Here is a 23,015-nt window from a genome sequence, read left to right as displayed (position 1 = left end):
AGACATCAAAGACTCAATCAACGGACAAGGATGTGGCAAGATGAACGTTTCCAAAGAAACCCGTAATCTCGTGCTCAGCGCACTCTTTCTGACCCTAGCCGTCATCATTCAGATTTTAGGAAAGTCCATCCCGGAAATCAGCCAGTTTGTCGTGGGGCCCACGGTCAATGCCGTGCTGATTCTCACCGCATATTTTGCCGGGCTGAAATGGGCCCTTTTGGTGGGGATCCTGACCCCCGTACTGGCGTTTGTATCCGGAGTGCTTGCTGCACCCATGGCCCCGTTTATTCCCTTTATCGCGGCAGGAAATCTGATCTACATTGTCTTCTTCTCGCTCTTAAAGGACTGGAAGAACGGGGAGGTTCTAGGCATTGTCCTGGGCGCTCTCTTCAAGTTCGCGTTTCTCTACTTCAGTGCCTCGAAGCTCATTAATCTCATCTCCCTGGGCATTCCTGAACCGGTGAAAGCCAAGCTGGTCATCAGCATGGGGATTCCCCAGTTCATCACAGCCCTGGTGGGAGGGGCGGCAGCGATCCTCCTCTACACCCTCCTGAACCGCCGCTTAAAGCTAAAGTAGAATCAACGTTGAATAAAAGAACAGAAGTGCAGCCTGTGCACGCCGGATTGGGAGCAGCACAGCAGAGGTAAAACATGGTGACATCGATACCCATTTCCAATAAAGATCTCCAAGCTTATCGAGATGAGCTGCTGGCGTATAAGGATTTCAACGCACAAAATGAGGATCTCTATGAGATCTTTCAGCGCAGCTCCCTGTTCAATAAAATGCAGTACAAAGCCGGGACCCGGCTCATTCGGGTGGACGATCTGCCTGTAATGCTCATCTGGTCCGAAGTTCGCAACTACACGGCGAAAATCCGGGCCATCATTCCCTTTCCCATCCTGCACAGCCTGGCGGGGGATGCACTTTTTCGGGAGATTATGATCCGCTATCTCGATTCTTTGCCGGTGCATATGGACATTCGGCGCATGGAGTATCAGGTTCGGAATACCCCGGAAAATGAACGGATTCTGGATGCCATGGGATTTAAGGTGCGCAAAGGCATTCTCATGATGCGCAGCGATATTTCTGATATTCTTCCTCCCTTGAGGCCCGTGGATGTGAAGCGCTACAGCATGGAGGACCTGAAGGCGAGGGTGGAGATTCAAAACCAGATATTCAGCAATAAATACCGGATTCCCATCAACTCTGCCGATGTTATTCTGGAGATTTCCAAACGCTCCTTCATTCCCGAACTCAGTCTTTTTCTGGTCAAGGACGGGAAATATGTGGGCTATGGACAAATCACCAGCAACGATCGCCGCTATTTCCTTGTAAATTTTGGACTGACGGAAGATTATCGAGGGAAAGGGCTTTCAAGGCCATTTCTCCAGGAAATCCTCTTTCAGGCTTCCCTGTATGGGATCCGCGAGGTTCATCTGGAGGTCAATGCCACTAATCTTCGGGCCATTCGGCTCTATGAATCCATGGGGTTTCAGGAGGAACAGAATAATTCCACCTGGATCTATGATCAGGACGAACTTGACCGGTAATTCAAAAGCCCCTGACTTCATTTGAAGAAGTCAGGGGCTTATTTCCTAGAATTTCAGTTGTTGATAGGTCTCCAGACCATGGCGGAGAATCTCCACCGCCAGTTTCAGGTCCTGGATGTTGATGCAGTAGGACAAGCGGATTTCATTTTTCCCGAGTCCTGGGGTCCCATAGAATCCTTCCGCTGGAGCCATCATGACGGTGGCGCCCTGGAGGCTGTAGTTTTCCAGCATCCACTGGCAGAAGTGTTCGGCACTCTTCACCGGGAATCCGGCAATGAGGTAGAAGGCGCCGGCGGGCTTTTTAACCTTGATCCCGTCAATGCTCTTCAGGCCCTCATAGAGGACATCCCGCCGATTTTGGTATTCTTCGTTGACGCGGGTAAAATAGGTTCTGGGGGTGTGATAAAGCTCTGCTGCGGCCACCTGTTCCAGGGTGGGGACACAGAGGCGGGCCTGGGCCATCTTCATGATGGAGGAGACGACCTCCACATTTTTCGAGGCAATGAGCCCGATTCGGGCGCCGCAGGCGCTGTAACGCTTGCTGATGGAATCGATGAGGATGACCTGGTTTGCGATCTCCGGCAGGGAGAGGGGACTAAAGAACTCCGCCCCGTCGTAGATGAATTCCCGGTAGACTTCATCGGAGATGAGATACAGGTGATGTTCCTTGCAGATTTCGGCAAGGCGGCGGATCTCTTCTTCCGTGTACACCGTTCCCGTAGGATTGGAGGGATTGGTGATCATGATGGCCCGGGTGCGCTCCGTAATCAGGGCCTCAATTTTCTCTTTTCCCGGAAGATGGAAGCCTTCCTCCACATAGGTCGTCAAAGGCACGACCTTACAGCCTGCCAGATCGGCGAAGGTGGAGTAGTTGGTGTAGAAGGGTTCCGGGATGATGATCTCGTCTCCTTCGTTGCAAATGGCGTAGAGGGTAAAATAGAGGCCTTCTGAGCCGCCGTTGGTGACCAGCAGTTCATCGTGGGTGAAGGCAAAGCCCAGATCTGCATAATAGCGGATGAACGAATCCAGGAGAACTTTCTCCCCCCGGGAATCGGAATATTTTAAGACTTTTTCGCTGTAATTTCGGATGGTCTCAAAGAAGAGCTCCGGTGTTTCGATATCCGGCTGCCCGATATTCAGTCCCAAAACCCGCAACCCTTTGGCTTTGGCTTTTTCGGCAAAAGGCGCCAGTTTTCGGATGGGAGAGTATTTCATATTTTGGACTCGATTTGATAAATTCATGCTATTACCCCGCTTCAGTTATTCCAGAATTTAATTATAGCGTATCTGAGTAGTACTTGTTAAGCACTTGAGCCAATCTTTCAATTCCGGTGATGATTTTCTCTTCCGGCATGCAGGAGTAGTTCAAACGCATGAAGTTTTTATGTTTGTTCACGGCGAAGAAGGATTCCCCGGGAACAAAGGCCACATTCTCTTTCAGTGCTTCCTGGAGGATGGCTTTCGTGTCCAGATCCTCCCGAACCTTCACCCAGGTGAAGAGGCCCCCTTGGGATTCGGTGAAGGTGATCTCCGGATGGAAATGCTTCCGCATGGCATCAAACATCACATCCCGCCGCTGGGCATAGACCTTCTTGATGAGGTCGATATGCTCATTGAGGTCATAGGTCTCCATATAGGCGGCCGCAATCTTCTGATCCAGGGAAGAGGTTTGAAGATCGGCACCCTGTTTGATCTGAATGAATTTATTCACCAAAGTGGGGTGAGCCACAATCCAGCCGATGCGAAGGCCCGGAGCAAAGGTTTTGGAATAGGTGCCCAGATAGATGACCCGACCTTCCGTGTCCAGGGCTTTCAGCGGCTGAAGCTGCTCTCCGTCAAAGGCGAGCTCTGCATAGGGCGAGTCCTCCATGATGAGCAGGTCGTAGGTATTGGCCAGAGCCAGGAGCCGTCGTCGTTTTGCCATGGACATGGTTTTTCCGGAAGGGTTCTGATAGTCCGGAATGGTGTAGATGAATTTGGGACGAAGGCCGGAACTCAGGGCTTCCTCCAGGAGATCCAGATCCATGCCGTCCTCTTCCAAGGGGATCTCCACATAGCGGGGATCATAGGCGAGGAAAGCATTGAGTGCCCCAAGATACGTGGGGGATTCCACCACGATGGGATCGCCCTCGTTGATGAACATTTTGCCGGCAAAATCCAAGGCCTGCTGCGAGCCGGAAGTGATGAGGATCTCCTCCAGATTCGCGTGAATTCCGACTTTTGCCAAACGCTGCTCCAGAATCAGCTGACGAAGCCTGCTTAGTCCCTCCGTGGGGCTGTACTGCAAGGCACAGTGCCCTTCCTTCAGGATCACCTCACACGTGACATCGGCGATCTGCTTCACCGGAAAAAGCTCCGCCGCGGGAAGTCCCCCGGCGAAGGAGATGATCTCCGGCTGCACCGTCAGTTTCAGCAGTTCTCGGATTTCGGAAGCCTTAATCCGCAGTGCTCGGTCTGAAAACTCCATTTTCATTGTACACCCCCATACATTTCTGCCTTTAGTATAAACGTTTTCATTTTCCCTGACAATAAAGTCAAAATCTTGTCAAACCCTTGAGAATCAGTGCAATTTTACTCAATTTGACAGATTTTCACTAACATTTCTTGGGGATTGTGAATGCCGCGTTTCTCTTGGGTTCCTTTTAAAAATCTCATATATTCGCTATAATAGAGATGTTGCTCCGGCAGGCCCGGAGTCTACCACGGTGAAGAAAGGATGGAGGATCATTGAACAAGAAATATCGGATCGAAACCTGGGGCTGCCAGATGAACGAGGAGGACTCTGAAAAACTCGCAGGCATGCTCAAAGTCATGGGGTATGAAGAAACCCTGTTTCGAGACAAGGCAGATATCATCATCTTCAACACTTGCGCAGTACGAGAAAGTTCCGAGAATAAAGTCCATGGAAATCTGGGCAACCTGAAGATCCTGAAGAAAAACAATCCGGATCTTTTAATCGCGGTTTGCGGTTGCATGATGCAGCAAAAGGGTGTCCCGGAAGAGATCCTGAAGCGCAACCGTCATGTGGATCTCATCTTTGGAACCCATAATGCCCATAAGTTTCCCGAGTATCTGGAGCGGTGCCGTACAGAAAACACCCAGATCCTGGAAGTCTATGAAGAGGAAACGGAGATTGTGGAAGGAATTCCCATCTTGCGCGATTCCCGTGTCACGGCCTTTGTGACCATCATGTACGGGTGTGATAACTTCTGCACCTACTGCGTGATTCCCCATGTTCGGGGGCGGGAGCGATCCCGAAAGCCGGAAGACATAGTGCAGGAAATCCGGAAGCTGGTGGCCGACGGATACAAGGAAGTTACCCTGCTGGGCCAGAATGTCAACGCCTATGGAAAAACCCTGGAGGAGAAATGCTCCTTTGCAGATCTTCTTCGGCAGGTCAATGCCGTGGAGGGGCTGGAACGGATCCGGTTCCTCACCAGCCATCCCAAGGATATGTCCTCGGAGCTGATCGCCGCCATCAAGGAATGTTCCAAGGTGGCTCAGCTGGTTCATCTGCCCATCCAAAGCGGTTCGGATGCCGTCCTGAAGCGGATGAACCGCAAGTATGACCGGGAGCATTACCGAAACATCGTGGAGGAGATTCGCCGAGAAGTGCCAGGCGTCGCCATTACCACGGATCTCATCGTAGGCTTCCCTGGGGAGACGGAGGAGGACTTTAAAGGCACGCTGGAAATGGTGGAGGAGATCGGGTTTGATTCCATCTACACCTTCATCTATTCCAGGCGCAAGTTTACTCCGGCGGACAGGATGACCGAACAGGTCCCGGAAGAAGTGAAGCACGAGCGGTTCCAAAGACTGGTAGACGTGGTGAACCGAAAATCCCTGGAAATCAACCAGGCCTATCTTCACCAGGTGGTGGAGGTGCTGGTGGAGGATTTCAGCAAAAATACCCAGGAGTATCTCCAGGGAAAAACCCGAACGGGGAAAACCGTGAACTTTAAAGGCGAAGCGGAGATGATCGGTACCCTTCAGTGGGTCAGGATCACCAAAGTGGGAACTTTCAGCCTCACCGGCGAGCTCATGGACAAGGAGGTCTCATGACGCTGTTTTTCTATCTCACCGACCTTCTCATGCCTGTGGTGATGACCGGTTTGGGGATCCTTTTTCTATACCATCCGCCAAAGAACATCAACAGCTTTTACGGGTACCGCACAGCGCGGTCCATGGCCTCCCAGGAAGCCTGGGACTATGCCCACAAGGAGGCGGGAAAGCTTTGGGTGAGGATGGGACCTTCACTCTTTGGGCTGATTCTTCTGTCCAAGCTCCTGGCGCCCTTGCCGGAGGAAATCCTCAGTCTTGTCCATATGTCCGTGCTGTTGGCAGCGCTGGTCTATACGATCATCCATGGGGAAAGGTAGCTGAAACGGCGATTTCCCTCCACATCCTCATGATTTCTAGGGCACATCGGCGGTTTTTCCGAAATCTTTCGGAAGCCGCCGGGTGCCTTTTTCGTTTCCGGAGCCGAGAGGGTGGAGAAATCAGGAAAAAGCCCGCGGGTTTTGGTATAATTAACGGTAGATGAGTTTTATGGAGGATGAAAGCATGGCATTGACACCAATGATGCAACAGTATTTTACAATCAAAGAGAATTACCAGGACTGTATCCTGTTTTATCGCCTGGGCGACTTTTATGAGATGTTCTTTGATGATGCTGAGTTAGCCTCCAAGGAACTGGAGCTGGTGCTCACCGGCAGAGACTGCGGTCTGGAGGAGAGGGCCCCCATGTGCGGGATTCCCTACCATGCGGCCAGCGGGTATATCGGAAAACTGATTCAAAAAGGCTATAAAGTGGCCATCTGTGAGCAGGTGGAAGACCCCAAGGAGGCCAAGGGGATCGTCAAGCGAGACGTGATCAAGATCATTACCCCGGGTACGTTCCTGGATGACAATTTCCTGGACAAGGGAAGCAATAACTATATCATGGCCGTCACCGCAGGGAAAGACCGCTATGGGCTGGCCTTCTGCGACATCTCCACGGGAGAGTTTCAGGGAACGGTGATTCCCCTGACCAGTACGGCCTTGGACAACGAGCTGAGCAAGTTCATGCCGAAGGAAGTCGTGGTGTCGGAGGACAGCACCGGTGATGAACTGGCCCAGCGCTGGAAGGTCCTGGTGAATGTCCGCAGTGTGGAAGAAGCCGTGGACAGCGGCAATGTGCAAAGCTATTTCAAGAGCTTTTCCGGAGGCTACAATGGGGTGGTGGCTTCGGCCTGCAGCCTTCTACTTTCCTATCTGGAGGAAACCCAGAAGACAGCCCTGTCCAATCTGACCCATTTGGAGATCTACAATACCGAGGATGCCATGGCCCTGGATCTCAATACGCGGAAGAATCTGGAACTCATGGAGAACATCGTGGACAAGACCCGCCGGGGAACTCTGCTTTGGGTCCTGGATGAAAGCCGCACCACCATGGGCGCCCGAAACCTGCGCCGATGGATGGAAGCGCCCCTCATCAACCGCGAGCTCATCATGAGGAGGCTTGATGCTGTGGATGCGATCTACAGCAATCTGAACCTGCTGGAGGATCTGCGGGAGGCCCTGGTGGGGGTTTACGACATCGAGCGCATCGTGTCGAAGATCGCGCTGAAGTCCGTGAATCCCAAGGAAATGATCACCCTCCGAAACTCCCTGTCGAAGCTTCCGGCGGTGAAGGAACTCCTGGCCCTGGTGAACTACGGCGAACTGTCTAGGCTCCATAAGAAGATGGATGTGCTGGAGGATATCCATACCCTCCTGGACGCCAGCATCCGCACCGATGCGCCCATGACCATGAAGGAGGGCGAGATCATCAAGGACGGCTATCATCGGGAGGTGGATGAGCTCCGGGATATCCGCCACAACGGAAAACGCTGGATCGCGGAACTGGAGCAAAAGGAGAAGGAGTTCACAGGGATCAAGTCCCTGAAGATCGGGTTCAACAAAGTTTTCGGCTACTACATCGAAATTTCCAAGTCCAACTACAGCAATATTCCGGAAGGCCGCTATGTCCGCAAGCAGACCTTAGCCAATGCCGAGCGTTACATCACCCAGGAACTCAAGGAGATGGAAGACAAGATCCTCGGGGCGGAAGAAAAGCTCAATGACCTGGAGTATCGGCTCTTTGCCGAGATTCGCGATACCATTGAAGTCCATGTGGAGCGGCTGAAAAATACGGCGCGGATCATCGCGGACATCGACTGTTACCAGGCCTTGGCGAAGGTTGCCCGGGACCAGGGCTATGTGAAGCCGGAGTTCACGGGGGACGGCAGTATAAGGATCCGCGAAGGAAGACATCCGGTGGTGGAAAAGATGATGCAAAAAGGAGAGTTTGTCTCCAATGATCTCACCATGGACCAGAAGGGGGAGAGCTTCCTCATCATCACGGGCCCCAATATGGCCGGTAAATCCACCTATATGCGGCAGACGGCCCTCATCTGCCTCATGGCGCAGATCGGGTCCTTCGTGCCGGCGAAAAAAGCGGAGCTTTCGGTCTGTGATCGGATCTTCACCCGCATCGGGGCGTCGGATGACTTGGCCGGAGGAAAATCCACCTTCATGGTGGAGATGAGCGAAGTGTCGGATATCCTCCTCCATGCCACAGGGCAGTCCCTCATCATTCTCGATGAGGTGGGCCGGGGAACCAGCACCTATGACGGACTCAGCATTGCCTGGGCGGTCATTGAGTATATCCTGAAGGAAATTCCTGGAGCCAAGACTCTTTTTGCCACCCATTACCATGAACTCACCGCCCTGGAAGGGCAGCTGCCCGGCGTGAAGAATTATTCCGTTCTGGTGCGGGAAGTGGGAAAGAGCATCGCGTTCCTCCGTAAAATTGTTCCCGGCGGAGCCGATGAGTCCTACGGCATCGAAGTGGCCCGTCTCGCCGGACTGCCGAAGGAACTGCTCCAGCGGGCCAAGGAGATTCTCCTTCGCCTGGAAAAGAAGGACCACCGCACGGCGGAACCGGTCCTGGAGAAGCCCGCCAAGAAGGGCGATCTTCAGCTGGGGCTCTTTGATTTTGAGAAAGAGAGCTTCCTGGAGAAAATCCAGACCCTGGATGTGCTGAACATGACCCCCATGGAAGCCATGATGACCCTGCATCAGCTGCATGCGGAAGCGAAGGAGTTGAACTGATGGGAAAGATTAATCTGCTATCCGCAGAAACCTTTAACAAGATTGCCGCGGGGGAAGTGGTGGAAAGACCCTCCTCCGTGGTCAAGGAGCTCCTGGAGAATGCCATCGATGCCGGAGCAACGGAAATCCATCTGGAAATTGCCGATGGCGGCGAGAGCCTGATCAAAATCGTGGATAATGGCGAAGGCATTCTGGAAGAAGATCTGCGGCATGCCTTTCTTCCCCATGCCACCAGCAAAATCCGGTCGGCTGATGATCTCTTCAGCATCAGAACCATGGGGTTCCGCGGGGAAGCTCTGTCCAGCATCGCCTCCGTGGCCAAGGTCCTGACCCGGTCAAAAACCGCAGGGGAAGACGGACGGGAGATTCTCGTGGAGGGGGGTGAGATCCGCTATGAGAAATATGCCCCCATGGATCAGGGAACCCTCATGGAAGTGCGGGATCTCTTCTACAACGTCCCTGCCCGGAAGAAGTTTCTGAAGACCAAATCCCGGGAGGGCAGCATCATCAGCGAGATTGTGGCGAAAATCACGTTGGCCCATCCCCACATTGCCTTTGATTTGGTTGTGGATGGGAAAAATGTGCTTCGGACCTACGGAACCGGCGAGCAGTCGGATGTGATCCGCCAGGTCTACAGCAAGAAAGTTCAGGAAAACGCCTTCTACTTTGAGGAACATTACGACTCCTTCAGCATCCACGGCTTCATCGGAAAAGAAGAGATCTCCCGGGGATCCCGGAGTCATGAAACGATTTTTGTGAACAAGCGACTCATCCAGTCCAAGGTGATCACGGCGGCAGTGGAACGGGCATTCAAGTCCTTTGCCACGGTGAACCGCTTTCCCTTCTTTGTGCTTAATCTGGAGATTTTTCCGGAACTCATCGATGTGAATATCCACCCCCAGAAGGCGGAGATTAAGTTCGAGGATGAAGGGCATATCTTCAAGAGCGTGTTCCAGACGGTCCATGATGCCCTGAAGAAAGGGCTCCAGGGAACCTTTGACGTGAAGGCGGCGGTGGAGGAAGAAGTCCCCTATGAGCAGCTGACCAGCCTGGAAAAAGAGCCGCCCATCTATATCGATCTGCCCGTGGACACGGTGCGGGAGACCCCTCCTGCGCCCTCTTTGGAGCCGGTGAAGGCCCAAGGGGAGATGGGGAAACCCTACGGAGAAGTACGGCCTGTGCAGCCCCTGGAGAAGCGGGAGGAGACCCTTCTCGAGGAACATCCTGCAGTCCAGGAAAGAACGGCGAAATTCCCGCAGCCGAAGATCATCGGACAGTTTCGGTCCACCTATATTCTGGCGGAAATCTTTGATGAACTCTACATCTTTGATCAGCACGCTGCCCATGAAAAGATTCTCTTTGAGAAGTATATGGCGGAGATCCGCCAGGGCCATGTGGTCTCCCAAGGCCTCCTGATCCCGGAAATCGTGGATCTGGATCTGGCGGATCATCATCTCTATCAGGAGAACCATTCGGTGCTCCGGGATGCGGGGTTCCATCTGGAGGACTTTGGGGACCGGAGCGTCGCCATCCGCGAAGTGCCGGTGTTCCTGGGACAGGTTCAGGCCAGCGGTTACTTTCTGGAGATTCTGGACAACATCCGGAATCTCGGCAAGGGATCGCCGGAAGAGGTAAAGTATCTGCGCATTGCCACGGCGGCCTGCAAAAGCGCCATCAAGGCCTATGAGCCGCTGACCCTGGACGAGATGCGCCACCTCATTGAAGAGCTGCGGTATATTGCCGAGCCCTTCACCTGTCCCCACGGACGGCCCACTTTGGTGAAGCTCACGGAAAAAGACATGCAGAAAATGTTCAGGAGGATTGTATGATGAACCGGCTCATTGTCATTGCGGGTCCCACCGGGGTGGGAAAAACGGAAATCTCCCTGAAGCTGGCAGAACGGATCGGCGGGGAGATTGTCTCCTGCGATTCCATGCAGATTTACCGGGGGATGGATATCGGCTCCGCCAAAGCCACCCCGGAAGAACAGGCCCGGGTACCCCATCATCTTCTGGATATTCTGTCCCCGCTGGAGAGTTTCACCGTTTCCGAGTACAAGGAGCGGGCCGAGGCGGTCATTTCGGACATTCATCGGCGGGGCAAAGTGCCCATCATGGTGGGGGGCACAGGGCTCTATATCGATGCGGTCATTCGGGATTATTCCTTCACGGAAGGGGGAATCGATGAAATCTTCCGCAAAGACATGGAAGCTCTGGCAGAAGAAAAGGGACGGGAAGCTGTCCATGAACTCCTGCAGCAGGTGGACCCGGAAGCCGCGGAGAAGATTCATCCCAACAACTTAAAGCGGGTGATTCGTGCGCTGGAAGTCCATCGGGTCACGGGGAAGCCCTTTTCCAGCTTCAAGGACCAGGGGCACCTGAATCCCAAGTACAGCATCCGGTATGTTTATCTCAACCGCAACCGGGAGGACCTCTACCAGGCCATTGACCGCCGGGTGGATCTCATGATGGACGCGGGACTTCTTCAGGAGGTGGAGGGGTTAAAAGCCCTGGGACTGGATGAGTCCTATGTCTCCATGAAAGGCATCGGCTATAAGGAGCTCCTTCGCTACCTTAACGGGGATTTATCCCTGGAGGAGGCACGGGATCTCATTAAAATGCTCTCCCGAAACTATGCCAAACGGCAGCTGACGTGGTTCCGGCATGCCAAGGATATTGTGGAGCTGAACCGTGATGTCATGACAGAAGCGGAAATCCTGGATTTTTTGGAAAAGCCCTGATTTCCATGGTTAAAAGAGAAATATTGTACTATAATAGAAATAGTGCTTTTAATATTTCGGTTTCGAGAGATAATAGGGGGGATTTTCATGAATAAAGTCATCAATAATTTTCAGGATGTGTTTCTCAACAGTGCCAGAAAATCAAAAACACTGGTCACCATTCACCTGGTCAATGGTTTTCAGCTGAAGGGCATGGTGAAGGGTTTTGATAATTACGTCATCGTGCTGGACAGCGATGGAAAGCAGATGATGGTGTATAAGCACGCCGTGACCACCATCACACCCAGCCGTCCGCTCCTGACCATGGAAGAAACGGAAGCGGAAGAATAACGGAAACTTATGTTTTGACAAGCTTTAGGCAGCATAAACAGGCTGCCTTTTCCTTTGGGGTAAAACCTTGAAAACACCGGAAATTCTTGACTTTAAGGCGGATCTCTGGTAATTTTGATTGGTTATTATATTTTGGAGGATGACAATGAACAACAACACGACTCAAAACATCAAGATCGTCAATGCAGACCCTTCAGCCCTGGGCCTCTTCGGACTGGCCATGGTCACACTGGTCGCTTCTTCTCAGAAAATGGGACTTACCGATGGTGTCGCCTTTGTCCTTCCCTGGGCGATCTTCCTGGGAGGATTTGCACAGCTCTTTGCAGCCATCAATGACTCCAAGCGTCAGAACGTCTTCGGAACCACAGCCTTTGGCGGATATGCCCTGTTCTGGTTCGGTGTCGCCGCATCCTGGCTGATCAAAGCGGGTGTATTCGGGGCAGAACTGGCCAAAACTGTCGACCCAAGACAGCTGGGCGTAGCTTATCTGGGCTATTTCATTTTCACGGTATTTATGACTGTGGGAGCCATGGAGACGCACAAAGTGCTGTTCACCATTTTCTTCCTCATCGACTTCCTGTTCCTGGGCCTGTTCCTCAATGCCTTCGGCGTTGCTCCGGAGTTCACCCATGCCCTGGCGGCATACTCCGAGTTCGCCATTGCGCTGGTATCCTTCTACGGATCCGCTGCAGCCGTCCTGAACCCCCATTTTGGGAAGGTCGTTCTGCCCGTGGGCAAGCCTTTCGGTATTTTCAAGAAGTAGTATCCCTGACATGTCCGCACCGGTTTTCCGGTGCGGATTGCTTTTTGGGGCGCAAAGACTTCAGGTCCGGCGCCCTTTGTGCTATACTACTATATTGTGATGAAACGAAAGGAAGTACGCTATGCATAATCGATCGAAACAATATCTGATCCAGGAATATGGGATCAGCGAATCCGCCATTGCCCTCCACGAACAGGCGCTGGAGGCCGTGGCTCCTTACTTTAAAAATTATGAGGAGATCCGGGAGTATAATCAGTTTAAAGTGCTCAAAGCTTTCCAGGATGAACGGATCAGCGATTACCACTTCACCAACACCACGGGCTATGGCTATGGGGATGTGGGCCGAGATACGCTGGATCTTGTCTATGCGCGGATTTTCCGGGCAGAGAAAGCTCTGGTGAGACCTCAGTTTGTCAGCGGTACCCATGCCATATCCTGTGTGCTTTATGGAATTCTTCGACCGGGGGATACGCTTCTGGCCATTACCGGCCGTCCCTACGATACCATTCATGGGGTCATCGGCATTGATCAGGAGGTTGATTCCCCCAATCATGGTTCCCTGAAGGATTTCGGAGTATCCTACAAGGAAATCCTCCTGAAGAACCTCAACATCGATCGGGAGGCCGTGATGGAGGCGCTGCGTCACGATCCCTCCATCAAGATGGTCCATATCCAGCGCAGCAAGGGATATGCTTCCCGCAATTCCTTCCGCATTGACGAAATTGGCGAAGCGATCCGCTGGATCAAGGAAGAATTCCCCCAGGTGGTGGTCTTTGTGGACAACTGCTACGGCGAATTTGTGGAGGATCGCGAACCCATCGAGGTGGGGGCCGATATTATTGCGGGATCCCTCATTAAGAACATCGGCGGAGGCATTGCCCCCACTGGCGGTTATGTGGTGGGACGAGGCGACCTGGTGGATCAGGCGTCCTATCGGCTCACGGTGCCAGGACTGGGCGGAGAATGCGGATCCACCTTCGGGGTCATGCGCAGCTTCTACCAGGGGCTCTTCCTGGCTCCCCAGGTGGCCGTAGAAGCCCTGAAGACGGCGGTATACGCCGCCAAGCTTCTGGAACTGGCGGGCTTTGAAGTGCATCCCAAGGCGGAGACTCTGCGGACGGATATCGTCCAGGCCATCACCTTCCATGACGAAGCCAAGCTCATTGATTTTGTGAAGGGGATTCAGTTTGGGGCCCCCATCGATTCCAGCGCCCAGTGCGAACCCTGGGATATGCCCGGATACAAGGATCAGGTCATCATGGCCGCCGGAGCCTTCATTCAGGGCGCTTCCATCGAGCTTTCCTGTGATGCGCCCATTCGGGAGCCCTACACCGCCTATCTTCAGGGAGGGCTGAACTTTGACCACGGGAAAATCGGCCTGCTCATTGCCTTATCCCGAATTCTGTAAGTCAACCCCTGGGAAATTGTGTTATAATAGAGAAAATAAACCAGGATGCGGGTTTTCGCAGACCTGAAAGCAAAAAGGAGACGTGAACAGGCTGTTTCAGCCTGAAGAAAATTTATGGATGCAAGTGGTTTAGGAACCCAACTGTTGTTTATTGTGGTGCTGATTTTCGTCAATGCGTTCTTTTCCATGTCCGAGATGGCCATGGTGTCGGCCAATAAGGTCCGGATCACCATGCTAAAGGACAAGGGAAATAAGAAAGCGGAGAAGCTGCTGCGAATTCTGGAACGGCCGAGTAATTTTCTGTCCACCATCCAGGTGGGGATTACCTTAGCCGGATTTCTGGCCAGTGCCCAGGCGGCCACCGGCTTATCGCAGTATCTGACCGCGTTTATGGCGAAGCTGCGCATTCCCTTTACGGAGCAGGCCTCCATTATTGTGATCACCATTCTTCTTTCCTATTTCACTCTGGTTTTCGGTGAACTGGTCCCCAAACGGATCGCTTTACAGAATTCGGAAAAAGTGGCCATGGGCACGGTGGGAATCATTGATTTTATCTCCAAAGTGTTTCGTCCTTTCGTTCTTTTTCTTTCGTTCTCCACGAACATCTTCGCCCGACTGGTGGGGATCCACAGCGATACCCTGGAAGAAGAAGTCTCATTAGAAGAGATCCGCTCCATTATCGAAGTGGGCAAGGAGAAGGGGGTCATCAACGAAACGGAACGGGATATGCTGGACGGAATCTTTGAGTTCGACAACAAGCTGGCCCGGGAAATCATGACCCCGAGAACCGAAGTGGAAATGATTGAACTTTCGGAGCCGGCCAACAATATTGTGGCCAAGGTTACCAACGGCAATTTTTCCCGAATTCCCATCTATGTCGACGAAGTGGATAACGTGGTGGGGATTCTGTACATCAAGGACCTCTTCCGGCAGCTGATCAACAAGGGGAAAGTGGGAAACATCGAAGACCTTCTTCGAAAGCCCTATTTTGCCCCGGAGAACAAGTATATTGATGATCTCTTCAAGGAAATGCAGCTGGCCAACGCCCAGATGGCGATCCTTCTGGATGAGTACGGCGGTTTCTCCGGGATCGTCACCATCGAGGATATTCTGGAGGAAATCGTAGGAAACATCTATGATGAACATGATGTCATGGATGAGTACATCAATAAAGTCACGGACAATATCTACCTCATTGATGCCCTGGTCTCCATCGACGATGTCAATGACGCCTTGGGGCTGGAAATTGAGTCGGATAATGCGGACTCCATCGGCGGATATGTCATCGAACGGCTGGATCGGGTTCCCAAGAAAGGAGACTCTGTCTACTTCGAAGGCCATGAGTTCAAGGTGCAGCAAATGTCCGGACGACGGATCAAGATTCTCAAGCTGATCATGAACCCGGAAAAGCACGATGCGGAGTATGTCGAAAACGACCGATAAGAAAAGAGATCCCCTGCAGCCAGGAGCTGCAGGGGATTTGTGCTTGCTTTAGAATTTTCGGTAGAGACCGACGAGTTTTCCCAGAATTTCGCACTGGGACACCAGGATGGGCTTCATGGAGGAGTTTTCCGGCTGAAGGCGAATATGATTTTTCTCCTTGAAGAATCGCTTGATGGTGGCATCATTTTCGATGAGGGCCACGACAATATCGCCATTGGCCGCCGTGGAGGCTTTTTCGATAATGGCATAGTCGCCGCTGTGGATGCCGGCTTCAATCATGCTTTCGCCTTCGACTCTCAGGATAAAGAGATCATTGTCGTGCTTGACGAACTTAATGGGCATCTGGAAATAGTCTTCTACGTTTTCCACGGCCAAAATGGGTTCCCCGGCGGTGATTTTGCCCACCATGGGGATGGGAATCATCTCGATCTGCTTGTTCATGAGCTCGGGGATCATCAGTGCCCTTGGCTTTGAAGGATCCCGCTCCAGCTTTCCGTCATTTTCCAGCTGCAAAAGATAGGAATGGACGGAGGATGTGGATTTGATATTCAGCGCCGTGCAGATCTCGCGCACAGACGGGGGATAACCTTTGGCTTCGGTGAAGGACAGGACGTACTCATAAACCCGTTCCTTCTTCTCTTCTCCCTTTTTCATGGGCATGCTCACCTCATACTAATTTTATATCCAGTATAGCATAGAGAGCGGGTAATTGCAAACGAGCGTTCGAGTTTCAGATGTCCGGGCCATATTTTCGCGAAACCTTCCCGGAAGAATTGAAGGCACTTGCTTATCGGCAACGGAGTCCTATGCTATAATGGTGAAATAGGAGGGATGACGATATGCGGTGTTTAATTGATTGCGATCCCGGTGCCGATGATGTTTTAGCCCTGTTATTCGCCCTTCAGCGGGTTGAACTGGATGTCCAGGGGATTGTGACCGTGGCGGGCAATGTGCCCCTGGAAGAGGTCACAGCCAACGCCTGCGGCGTTGTTGAACTCACGGGAAGAAACCTCCCGGTTTGTGCCGGCAGTGACCGTCCTTTGGTCAAAGGGCGGTATCATGCCAGCGAGGTCCATGGCGAAAGCGGGATTGGTCCCCTGAAGCTCCCCCAGGGGTTGGAGCATCGGGTGAACACGAACTTCATTGATTTCTACATGGAGAAGCTCTTTGCGACGGAGGAAAAAACCACGATCATCGCCCTCGGGCCCTTAACCAACGTGGCACTGCTCCTCAGGACCCGACCGGAAGCCATGGAGCGCATCGAGGGGATTGTCTTCATGGGCGGGGCCTATGGCACGGGGAATGTAACCCCCTTTGCCGAGTTTAATGCCTATGTGGATCCGGAAGCGTATAAAATTGTCTTCGATTCCGGATTACCGGTGACCATGGTGGGGCTGGATGCCACCCATGAAACGCTGATTTCCCCACAGGAGATTGCTAACCTTCGGGCAAACACCCCGGAAAGCACCTTTATCAAGGACCTGCTGACCTGGTACTGCCATAATGTCATGACCGTTTATGGGTATGCCGGGTCCCATATGCATGATCCGTCCGCCATCATGATGCTGGTTCATCCCGAAATCTTTCGTACCTTTGATGCCTCGCTCACCATTTCCACCCAAGAGGATTACACCCGGGCGCACATTCTCGTGGACCGCTCGGCCCCGAGAAAAAATGTCACCGTGACCAGCGGACTGGATAACGAGGCGTTTAAGTCCATCTTCTTCCACACCCTAGAAAAATATTTGTCCAAGGAGGATTTGTAATATGTCGACACACATTGGCGCTAAAAAAGGGGATATTGCGAAAACCATACTGCTTCCGGGGGATCCGCTGAGAGCGAAGTTCATCGCGGAAACTTTCCTGGAAAATCCCGTCTGCTACAATGAAGTCCGGGGAATGCTGGGCTACACCGGAACCTATAAAGGCGTGCAAGTTTCTGTGCAAGGCACAGGAATGGGCATCCCATCCATCTCCATTTATGCCCATGAACTGATCCATGAGTACGGCGTCAAGAACCTCATGCGCGTTGGAAGCTGCGGCTCCATGCAAGAAGGGGTGAAGATCCGGGATGTTATCTTGGCCAGCTCCGCATCCACCACGTCTTCCATCAATAAGAATCGTTTCCGGGGACTGGATTTTGCTCCCACAGCGAGCTTTGAGCTCCTGCACACGGCCTACATCAAAGCCCAGGAACTGGGGATCAAGGTTCATGTGGGAAATGTCCTCAGCTCCGATATCTTCTATGACACAACGGGAGCAACCAAGCTCTTCATGGAAGCGGGAACCTTAGGGGTGGAAATGGAAGCTGCGGCGCTCTATACCGAAGCGGCCTTCGCCGGGGTAAACGCCTTAACGCTGCTGACGGTCTCCGACAGCCTGATCACTGGAGAAGAGACCACCGCCATGGAGCGGCAGGAAACCTTCAAGGATATGATGAAAATTGCCCTGGAGACAGCGGTCGCCATGGCCCAGGAATAACCATACAAATGAGAAGTCATCTGCATCCAGATGACTTCTTCCGGTTCAAGCGGAAAGTTAAAGTTCGCTTGCAAGAATTACCGGGAAAGCCAAATTGGAGTTAAGTGGTGGTATATGGAATCAAACCGCGAACGTGCACAAACCCTGTCTGAAACCTTTAAGAACCGGTCCCGAAGTATCACAGTTTTTCTTCTCATCTTTCTTATGATTCTGGGGATGGTCCTGGCCGGAAAATCCACGGAAATGGTCATGGGCGATCAAGCGGTCACCACCTTGCAGGATGGGTGGGAACTCAAGGGGGGCGGTGAATCCATGAAAACCCTTGTGCTTCCAGCCACGGTGAAGAATGAAAACCTGGAACCGCTCATCTTGAGCCGAACCATCGATCAACAGCTCCTGGAGGAACGTACGCTGCTTCTGCGCACCTCCATGCAGGATATTCAGATCACTATCGATGGCGAAGTCCTTTATGCGGAAGGGCTTCCTTCGGATGGCCTTTACCAGAATATTGAAGCCAGTCTCTGGCATATGGTGGATCTGCCTTCTACCAGCGAAGGGAAACTGCTCACGGTGACGCTGACGTCTCGGATGAGGGAGTTTTCCGGAATCCTTAATCCCATTCATGCGGGCCCTCGGGACGCCCTGATGCGATTTCTATTTTTCAATATGCATGGAGGGATGCTCATTGCCGTGATTCTGGTACTTCTGGGCCTCATGACCATTCTCTTTTCCTTTGCCCTGACAAATTTCACGGATAACCGTCTTCTCTATTTGGGGCTTTTTTCCATCATCGTCGGCATCTGGATCCTTTCCGAAGCGCGAATTCTTCAGTTCTTCACGGGCAACCGATTCATCCTGGGCGGAATCAGCTATATGATGGTGTCGCTCATCCCGGTGACTTTTCTGCTCTATTTGAAGGATGCCGTCCTCATGGCCCACAAGAAAGCCTTTCGCCATCTGGCGCTGCTTTTCCTCCTGAATTTCTTCCTGAACTTTGGACTTCAGGTGGCGGGCATTGCTCCTTTTTTTCAGACCATTAAGTTAACCCTGGTCTTCATGCTGCTGGGGACATTGCTGGTGGGGAGTTATCTCCTCTATGAGGTCTGGAAGTATCAAAACCACCAGGCTAAGCAGTTTCTCAGCTATATGCTGCTGATCTTCATCATTGTTTCCGTGGAAACCCTGCAGTTCTTCTCCCGGAATTTCAGTGCCACATCCCGGTTCAGCCGATTCGGGATCATGGTCTTTTTCCTGCTTCTGGCCTTTAATACCTTCAAGTATATCCAGGAGTTTCAGAAGGCGGAGAATGAAGCGGCATTTTACGAAAAACTGGCCTACCTGGATTTCCTCACCAAAGGAGGGAATCGCATGGCCTTTGAACGGGATGTGGCAGAGCTGACGGATCCGGAAAAATCCCGGGAGTTTCGTCTGGTGCTCTTGGATATGAACCACCTGAAACAGATCAATGATGAGTTTGGCCATCAGGAAGGCGATCGGGCCATCGTCCGGGTGTTTAACGCCCTGGTGGATTCCTTTCAGAAGGAGGGTACCTGCTACCGTCTCGGGGGCGATGAATTCGCTGTACTCCTGGGCAGCACAGGGGCTTCGGTGTATGAGAAAAGAATTGAAGGTTTCTATCATCGCCTTCAACAGGAACAGCTCCATGTGCCTTATCCCGTGGAGGTGGCATCGGGCAGCGATGTCCTACTCCCGGCCGATCACCGCATGTTCCGTGATTTTTATCACCATGTGGACCAGATGATGTATCAGGATAAGCGTCGCCGAAAAGAAAAGAAAAATGCAGGCTAAAGGCTGAATGGGAACTGTCTTGAGGACAGTTCTTTTTTGGCTACAATTGTTAAAAATTTGACCAAGAGGTATAATGAGAAGTGACGTTGACAGGATTGAACAGAATGGGAAGAGAGGAAAGAGGGTAGAACCATGGATATTATGAATTTCTCTAAGGCTAACTGCAAGAACTGCTATAAGTGTGTCCGAAGCTGTCCGGTGAAGGCCATCCGCTATAGCGACAACCAGGCGAAAATCGTTCCGGAGCGCTGCATCTACTGCGGGATCTGTATTGCGGTTTGTCCTCAGAATGCGAGGCACTTGAAAAGCGACTTGGAGGTGGTCCTGGAGAAAATTGCTGGGGGACAGGAAGTGGTGGCACTTTTGGCCCCGTCCTTTGCGGGCTTTTTTGATCATCATGATGGATTCATCACCGCTTTGCGGATGCTGGGGTTTTCGCGGGTGCTAGAGGTGGCCCATGGGGCTGACAAAGTCACCGAAACCTACAGGAATCTTTTGGAAACCGGGGACTATCCCTATGCCATCTCCACCTGCTGTCCTTCCGTGAATTTCCTCATCCGCAAATATCATCCGGACATGACGAAGTACCTTCTGCCCGTGGTGTCCCCCATGATCGCCCTGGCGAAGGCGGTGAAGGCGGAAAAGCCGGAGGTCTATACGGTATTCGTCGGTCCATGTTTGGCAAAAAAGAAGGAATCCCTGGAGGAAGAATACCAAGGAGAGGTGGATGCAGTTCTCACCTTCGAGGAAATCATGCCCTATCTGGAAAATCAGGGAGTTCAGGTGGAACATCTCCTCGGTTCTGCTCCGGATGTGCTGGCTACATTGAGTGGTCGGCGTTATCCTCTTTCCGGAGGGATCGGCGAGGGACTGAAGGATACCCTGGACCGGGAAGGTTATGACGTGATCAGTACCCATGGCATGGACCATGTGGAGCAGATCCTCATGGACCTGGAACAGGGAGATCTGGATAAAGTCTACATTGAACTGTCCGCCTGTCATGAATCCTGCCTGAATGGGCCCTGTATTCCGGAGGACTGCGGAAGTCTCTACAAGCGGAAGCAGCGGATGCTCCACTATGTACGCCGTAACCCCCAGGGGGAAGACACGCTGCATCTTGACAAGGCGGTTTCCCTTCACCACCGTCACCTGGCGGCAGAAGGGTACGCCTGGCAGCCCAAGGAAGAAAGTATCCGACAGGTCCTGCGGAATATGGGGAAGACCACCAAAGCGGATGAACTGAACTGCGGGGCCTGCGGATACAACTCCTGTCGGGCGAAAGCCCGTTCTGTGCTGGAAGGCATGTCGGAGATCGAAATGTGTATGCCGTACATGCGGATGAAAGCGGAAACCATGAATGACATGATCTTTCTGCATTCGCCCAATCTCATTTTCCTCTTGGATCGGGATCTGGATATTCAGCAGGCAAACCCAGCGGCCATGCGGCTGTTTGCGCCTCAGGGAGAAGCCCTGGAAGGTTTGCCGCTGCGCTATATCATGGAGGATGAGGCCTTCCAGGAGGCGCTGAAGGCGGGGAAAACCTATTGTACCCAGCGGATCCATGATAAGAACCGAGATAAGGTGTTTCTGGAAAATCTGATCCTCCTGGAGGACACACACCAGGTCATCCTCATTGTCAGCGATATCACAGAAGAAGAGAAGCGCCGAGCCGAACTCCGTGCCATGAAGGAAGAAACGCTGAAAGTGGCCCAGGATGTCATCAACAAACAGATGCGAATCTCCCAGGAAATCGCCAGTCTTTTAGGGGAAACCACAGCGGAAACCAAAATGGCGCTGAATGCCCTAAAGCAGGTGGTGGTTAAGGAGGGAGAGTAGCATGGCCTATGTTTCGGAAGTCTATGCCCGCAGCCTGACAAAGGCTGACGAAGAGCTCTGCGGAGATCAGACGGAGGTGTTTCGGGATGGGGACAGTACCATTGTGGTCTTAGCCGATGGACTGGGGTCCGGGGTGAAAGCCAATATCCTGGCCACCATGACCGCCAAGATCTCGGGAACCATGGTGAGGCGCGGAGCCTCGCTGAAAGAGACGATGGAGACCCTGGCGTCCACGCTCCCGGAATGTTCAGTGCGCAAAATGGCCTATTCCACGTTTACGTTGGCGAGAATCCGCGATAATGGGCAAGTATATGTGGTGGAATTTGATAATCCTAAATTTATCCTGGTGCGTCGGGGCGAGATTCGGGAGATCCCCAAAGCCCGCATGGAGATCCAGGGAAAAATACTCTACGAGAGCCGGTTTACTATGGATCCCGAGGACTTTCTCGTGTTTATCAGTGATGGGGTGGTATATGCCGGGACGGGACCCACCATGAATCTCAACTGGACCTGGGATGACGTGGCTGGGTTTCTCTCCAGTTTATCCCGCAAAGATCATACGGTGAGGGCCATGGTCCTGCAGCTCATGGGCGTTGTGGGAGCGCTCTACAGCGGAAAACCCGGGGATGACTCCACGGCTTTAGGGATCAAGCTCCATGAGAAGCAGGATTTGAGTCTCTTTATCGGACCTCCAGCGGATCCTCAGGATGATGCGCTGCTCTTTCAGGAAATCGAAAAAAGAAGACGAGAGAAGCACCGGATCATTATCGCCGGGGGGACCACGGCGAACATTTATGCCCGGGAAAGCCAGCGCATCCTGGAAAAAGAAGGTCAAACGGAAGCGGGAGTACCGCCGACATCAGCATTGCCCGGCATCGACCTGGTTACAGAAGGGGTGCTGACGGTTCATGAAGTGATTGAACTGCTCAAACGCTTATTGGCGGAAAATCCGGATGAAGGGGTACTGAAAGATCTGGCTAAGAGCGACGCTTCGGCCACCATGGCCAGGATGATCGTTGAAGAGTGTACATCGCTGAATATCGTTCTGGGGATGGCGGTGAACCCGGATCATCAGGTCCCGGATTTTCCTCTGAATTTTGAGGTGAAAGTAAGGCAGATCGATGAACTCCGCACTCTCACAGAACAGCTGGGCAGGTCGGTGAAGGTTTCCTACATGTAATGATAGGTTTGGACGTAAAAAGAGCAGCTCGCAAGCTGCTCTTTTTACTCTTCTGATTTTTCGTTTTCAATCGGTGTTTCCACGGGGAGTACCTCATCCGATTCGGGGATGGTGTGGAGGGCTTTGGACTTCTTCTTCAAGATTTTGGATACATCCGAAGTGATCATGCTCACGGCAGCAAATCCAGCGCTCATGGCCATGAAATTAAAGGGGATCTGTGTCTGAGCCAGTTTAAAGTAACCCGCCAGAATGGAGATGAGCACTCCAAAGAAAAAGAGCATAAGAGCGTAGAAAATGACTTTTGTCACGAGGGAAATGGTGTCGAGTACTGATGTCATAA

At 52.4% G+C, this 23,015-nt stretch carries 20 protein-coding genes; 16 read left to right on the top strand and 4 right to left on the bottom strand.

What is annotated here, in order from left to right:
* Positions 1–40: 40 nt before the first annotated feature.
* Both KCG48_RS01125 and KCG48_RS01120 read left to right on the top strand, forming a co-directional pair.
* Positions 41–577, top strand: a complete 537-nt coding sequence (locus tag KCG48_RS01125; RefSeq protein ID WP_211799444.1) for an ECF transporter S component — start codon at positions 41–43, stop codon at positions 575–577.
* Between the two features lie 74 nt (positions 578–651).
* On the top strand, positions 652–1,551 hold the full coding sequence (locus KCG48_RS01120) for a GNAT family N-acetyltransferase (RefSeq protein WP_211799443.1): 900 nt from the start codon (positions 652–654) through the stop codon (positions 1,549–1,551).
* A 45-nt stretch (positions 1,552–1,596) separates the two neighbouring features.
* On the opposite strand, the gene KCG48_RS01115 is transcribed toward KCG48_RS01120, so the two are convergent.
* On the bottom strand, positions 1,597–2,793 hold the full coding sequence (locus KCG48_RS01115; protein WP_211799442.1) for a pyridoxal phosphate-dependent aminotransferase: 1,197 nt from the start codon (positions 2,791–2,793) through the stop codon (positions 1,597–1,599).
* A gap of 34 nt (positions 2,794–2,827) precedes the next feature.
* Positions 2,828–4,024, bottom strand: a complete 1,197-nt coding sequence (locus KCG48_RS01110; RefSeq protein WP_211799441.1) for an aminotransferase-like domain-containing protein — start codon at positions 4,022–4,024, stop codon at positions 2,828–2,830.
* A gap of 254 nt (positions 4,025–4,278) precedes the next feature.
* On the opposite strand from KCG48_RS01110, the gene miaB reads away from it, so the two are divergent.
* The 9 genes from miaB to KCG48_RS01065 all read left to right on the top strand — a co-directional run bounded on the left by miaB (position 4,279) and on the right by KCG48_RS01065 (position 15,369).
* Positions 4,279–5,613, top strand: coding sequence for a tRNA (N6-isopentenyl adenosine(37)-C2)-methylthiotransferase MiaB (miaB, locus tag KCG48_RS01105; protein ID WP_269142384.1), 1,335 nt, complete (start codon positions 4,279–4,281; stop codon positions 5,611–5,613).
* A complete protein-coding gene (locus KCG48_RS01100; protein ID WP_211799440.1) occupies positions 5,610–5,930 on the top strand; it encodes an SdpI family protein in 321 nt (106 codons plus the stop codon). Before miaB ends, KCG48_RS01100 begins: the two co-directional genes overlap by 4 nt.
* A gap of 184 nt (positions 5,931–6,114) precedes the next feature.
* Complete coding sequence (gene mutS, locus KCG48_RS01095) at positions 6,115–8,685, top strand: DNA mismatch repair protein MutS (RefSeq protein WP_211799439.1); 2,571 nt, start codon at positions 6,115–6,117, stop codon at positions 8,683–8,685.
* Complete coding sequence (gene mutL / locus KCG48_RS01090; RefSeq protein ID WP_211799438.1) at positions 8,685–10,514, top strand: DNA mismatch repair endonuclease MutL; 1,830 nt, start codon at positions 8,685–8,687, stop codon at positions 10,512–10,514. Before mutS ends, mutL begins: the two co-directional genes overlap by 1 nt.
* Positions 10,514–11,425, top strand: a complete 912-nt coding sequence (gene miaA, locus KCG48_RS01085) for a tRNA (adenosine(37)-N6)-dimethylallyltransferase MiaA (protein WP_211799548.1) — start codon at positions 10,514–10,516, stop codon at positions 11,423–11,425. Before mutL ends, miaA begins: the two co-directional genes overlap by 1 nt.
* An 87-nt stretch (positions 11,426–11,512) precedes the next feature.
* On the top strand, positions 11,513–11,755 hold the full coding sequence (gene hfq, locus KCG48_RS01080) for an RNA chaperone Hfq (protein ID WP_211799437.1): 243 nt from the start codon (positions 11,513–11,515) through the stop codon (positions 11,753–11,755).
* A gap of 145 nt (positions 11,756–11,900) precedes the next feature.
* Positions 11,901–12,518: an acetate uptake transporter gene (locus tag KCG48_RS01075; RefSeq protein ID WP_211799436.1), complete on the top strand. Its 618-nt coding sequence runs from the start codon at positions 11,901–11,903 to the stop codon at positions 12,516–12,518.
* A 121-nt stretch (positions 12,519–12,639) separates the two neighbouring features.
* Positions 12,640–13,926: a methionine gamma-lyase family protein gene (locus KCG48_RS01070; protein ID WP_211799435.1), complete on the top strand. Its 1,287-nt coding sequence runs from the start codon at positions 12,640–12,642 to the stop codon at positions 13,924–13,926.
* 114 nt (positions 13,927–14,040) lie between these two features.
* The gene (locus KCG48_RS01065) at positions 14,041–15,369 is read left to right on the top strand and encodes a hemolysin family protein (RefSeq protein ID WP_211799434.1); all 1,329 of its coding nucleotides are present in this window, start codon (positions 14,041–14,043) and stop codon (positions 15,367–15,369) included.
* Positions 15,370–15,417: 48 nt separating this feature from the next.
* Here the strand turns inward: KCG48_RS01065 and lexA are convergent, their stop codons facing one another.
* Complete coding sequence (gene lexA, locus KCG48_RS01060) at positions 15,418–16,023, bottom strand: transcriptional repressor LexA (RefSeq protein ID WP_408004680.1); 606 nt, start codon at positions 16,021–16,023, stop codon at positions 15,418–15,420.
* A 185-nt stretch (positions 16,024–16,208) separates the two neighbouring features.
* Between lexA and KCG48_RS01055 the strand changes: the two genes are divergently transcribed.
* The 5 genes from KCG48_RS01055 (at position 16,209) to KCG48_RS01035 (ending at position 22,675) form a co-directional block, all read left to right on the top strand.
* A complete protein-coding gene (locus KCG48_RS01055; RefSeq protein WP_211799432.1) occupies positions 16,209–17,135 on the top strand; it encodes a nucleoside hydrolase in 927 nt (308 codons plus the stop codon).
* 1 nt (position 17,136) lies between these two features.
* Entirely contained in the window at positions 17,137–17,850 is a 714-nt protein-coding gene (gene deoD / locus KCG48_RS01050; protein WP_211799431.1) for a purine-nucleoside phosphorylase, read from the top strand.
* A gap of 114 nt (positions 17,851–17,964) precedes the next feature.
* Positions 17,965–19,659 (top strand): GGDEF domain-containing protein, encoded by a 1,695-nt coding sequence (locus tag KCG48_RS01045; protein WP_211799430.1) that lies wholly within the window; start codon positions 17,965–17,967, stop codon positions 19,657–19,659.
* A gap of 132 nt (positions 19,660–19,791) precedes the next feature.
* Positions 19,792–21,495, top strand: coding sequence for a [Fe-Fe] hydrogenase large subunit C-terminal domain-containing protein (locus KCG48_RS01040; RefSeq protein WP_211799429.1), 1,704 nt, complete (start codon positions 19,792–19,794; stop codon positions 21,493–21,495).
* Between the two features lies 1 nt (position 21,496).
* Entirely contained in the window at positions 21,497–22,675 is a 1,179-nt protein-coding gene (locus tag KCG48_RS01035) for a SpoIIE family protein phosphatase (RefSeq protein WP_211799428.1), read from the top strand.
* A 44-nt stretch (positions 22,676–22,719) separates the two neighbouring features.
* On the opposite strand, the gene KCG48_RS01030 is transcribed toward KCG48_RS01035, so the two are convergent.
* On the bottom strand, positions 22,720–23,013 hold the full coding sequence (locus KCG48_RS01030; RefSeq protein WP_211799427.1) for a hypothetical protein: 294 nt from the start codon (positions 23,011–23,013) through the stop codon (positions 22,720–22,722).
* Positions 23,014–23,015: the final 2 nt, after the last annotated feature.

The organism is Proteiniclasticum sediminis (genome assembly GCF_018128025.1).
GTDB classification, from domain to species: Bacteria; Bacillota; Clostridia; order Clostridiales; family Clostridiaceae; genus Proteiniclasticum; species Proteiniclasticum sediminis.
Note: the sequence above shows the minus strand (reverse complement) of the source record. Positions and strands in the feature narration are given on the sequence as shown.